5 protein-coding genes are annotated in these 2,019 nt (G+C 38.6%); all 5 read right to left on the bottom strand.

Annotation, left to right across the window (positions count from 1 at the left end; genetic code table 11):
- Positions 1 to 111: 111 nt before the first annotated feature.
- Positions 112 to 540, bottom strand: a complete 429-nt coding sequence (locus PX636_RS14685; protein WP_287691173.1) for a putative toxin-antitoxin system toxin component, PIN family — start codon at positions 538 to 540, stop codon at positions 112 to 114.
- On the bottom strand, positions 540 to 779 hold the full coding sequence (locus tag PX636_RS14690) for a hypothetical protein (protein WP_002750644.1): 240 nt from the start codon (positions 777 to 779) through the stop codon (positions 540 to 542). The genes PX636_RS14685 and PX636_RS14690 overlap by 1 nt, the downstream gene beginning before the upstream one ends.
- Before the next feature lie 188 nt (positions 780 to 967).
- Positions 968 to 1,378, bottom strand: coding sequence for a type II toxin-antitoxin system VapC family toxin (locus tag PX636_RS14695; RefSeq protein WP_002777101.1), 411 nt, complete (start codon positions 1,376 to 1,378; stop codon positions 968 to 970).
- Positions 1,371 to 1,619 (bottom strand): hypothetical protein, encoded by a 249-nt coding sequence (locus tag PX636_RS14700; RefSeq protein ID WP_002738017.1) that lies wholly within the window; start codon positions 1,617 to 1,619, stop codon positions 1,371 to 1,373. The genes PX636_RS14695 and PX636_RS14700 overlap by 8 nt, the downstream gene beginning before the upstream one ends.
- A 150-nt stretch (positions 1,620 to 1,769) precedes the next feature.
- Entirely contained in the window at positions 1,770 to 1,907 is a 138-nt protein-coding gene (locus PX636_RS14705; protein WP_080602242.1) for a DUF4926 domain-containing protein, read from the bottom strand.
- Positions 1,908 to 2,019: the final 112 nt, after the last annotated feature.

Genomic DNA, 2,019 nt, shown 5'->3' on the forward strand with positions numbered 1-2,019 from the left:
ATAACCCGTTTCTAATCCCTCGATTTGATGTTTTTCTACCAATGTCCCCACGTCTCCTGCGGATAATCTTGCTTCGCGAATATCTTTTAATAAAATCCCATTGAGTAAAGTTCATAATTCATGGTTATTATTTCGATCTAAAAAGTCCAAAAAGTCTTTTGCTTTCACGATCTGAATATTTTGATATTCAACCAGTGAAAGAAGATGTTTGTCTCCCGTGATAATATGGGTAGCCTTGCCAGCGATTGCACATTCTATGATCATATCGTCATCGGGATCATTGGGAACGGCTCTAAGTGTTCCACCTATAGAAACAATGCTAGAAGCATCACAAATTTCCTCAATGTATTTTCTAACTCGTTCTTCAGGAAATTTGATTTTTAGTAGAAGTTTTTCGGATAATTCGCCTAAAATCTCTGGACAAGTGACCGATCGAATCAGTTTGCTTTGGGCTAGGGAAAAACAACTATTCGGGCTACCGCTTTTAGAAAGCGCAGCAGATATGAGAATATTTGTGTCGAAGACAACAGTATAAATCACTACTTCTCATGAACGATTTCATCGATAAATTCTTCTCTTTCGTCTTCCGTCATGGTATCCCAATCGTAGCCGCGTTCTGCTGCGACGATTTTTGCCTGTTGGCTTCCGTAATCGGTTATAGCTTCCATATTTCCCCACTGACGCTGGATGAGGAATCTAAATAGTTCCTGTTGCTGTGCTTCGGGGAGTTGTTTGACTAATTCGATTACTTGTTCGTTGCTTAAGGTTAAGTTCGGCATAGGTCGCTTCTAGACAATAGCATGATTAATCAGTTTAACACGAGTCCTTAATGGAGAGGGTTTTCGGTTCGCCTACACCTTCCCCGCTTCGATCGGTTAGAATCGAGAAATTATCGGCCTAGAAAATCCTTTCATCTTCGCGCTTGCCGTAAAATTATATCTTTAACTAAATGGTGATCGCTAATTAATTATCGTAGTAAAGCTTGAAAACCTGCTTGAATAAAATGAACATCTGAAGTTAAAGCGTCGGTAATTTGATTTTCTTCCATAACAATAAAAGAAAAACAATCTACTAATCCCCAGCTTTTATCAGCTCTTGATTCGTAGAGCTTTAAGCCTTTTTGAAAAAGAGTAGAAGTGATAGTAACAACGAATAAATTATCGGTTTGATAGCATTGCTTGATAAAGGCAGAAACCTTAGGACGATTGTAATGACTAAGAGCATTACCAACCTCCATAAAAATGGCTTCAGTAACCCAAACTGCTGTTGCATTTTTTACATAGGGGAGGAACTGCATAGCAATTTGATGATATTGATCATGAGGATTGAGAATTGCTTGGATAAAGACCGTATCTAAAAAAAGTTTGGACTTATTCATCGCTTATATTTCTTTTGGGAGTATCATATAAATAATGATCGTGTTCCCTTGACCAATCTTCTGGAGCTTCATAGGTGCCAGCCATTTCTTCTAACAGTTCCCAAGCATTTTTATGGTTATTTTCTAGTGGATCTTCCCGAGAAATAATTTGGATGATGTAATGGGTATTGGGTTCTAATTCAATCTTTTCTTCGGGACGGAAAACCATTCCATCATAACTAACTCGTAGATTTTTTATCATAATGGATTGTTGAGAAGTAATTCGATTACGGCCTACACAGTGCCTTAAGGTTAGTGTAACACACCCTCTCAACTATAACTACCGCACGATCGCACCCTCTTCTAGATGCCGATATTCTGCTAAAGATGGGAAAATATCAGTCCTGTAGAGTCAAGGTCGATCCTCGTGGGTGGGGAAACGGAGGGAATTTTCGGCCATGGTGACAACAGTAATCGTTTTTCCCAACCTATCGAAAAACTCGACACTATACCCCGTTTCTAATCCCTCGATTTGATGTTTTTCTACCAAGGTTCCCACGTCTCCTGCGGATAATCTTGCTTCGCGAATATCTTTTAATAAAATCCCATTGAGTAAAGTTCATAATTCATGGTTATTATTTCGATCTAAAAAGTCCAAAAAG

It is taken from the genome of Microcystis sp. M53598_WE2, from assembly GCF_030067735.1.
GTDB lineage: Bacteria > Cyanobacteriota > Cyanobacteriia > Cyanobacteriales > Microcystaceae > Microcystis > Microcystis aeruginosa.

What these genes read in the sequence shown, in the direction of transcription:
- PX636_RS14690 (WP_002750644.1), bottom strand. Translation starts at nt 779, where the DNA reads ATGCCGAACTTAACCTTAAGCAACGAACAAGTAATCGAATTAGTCAAA.
- PX636_RS14695 (WP_002777101.1), bottom strand. Translation starts at nt 1,378, where the DNA reads ATGAATAAGTCCAAACTTTTTTTAGATACGGTCTTTATCCAAGCAATT.
- PX636_RS14700 (WP_002738017.1), bottom strand. Translation starts at nt 1,619, where the DNA reads ATGATAAAAAATCTACGAGTTAGTTATGATGGAATGGTTTTCCGTCCC.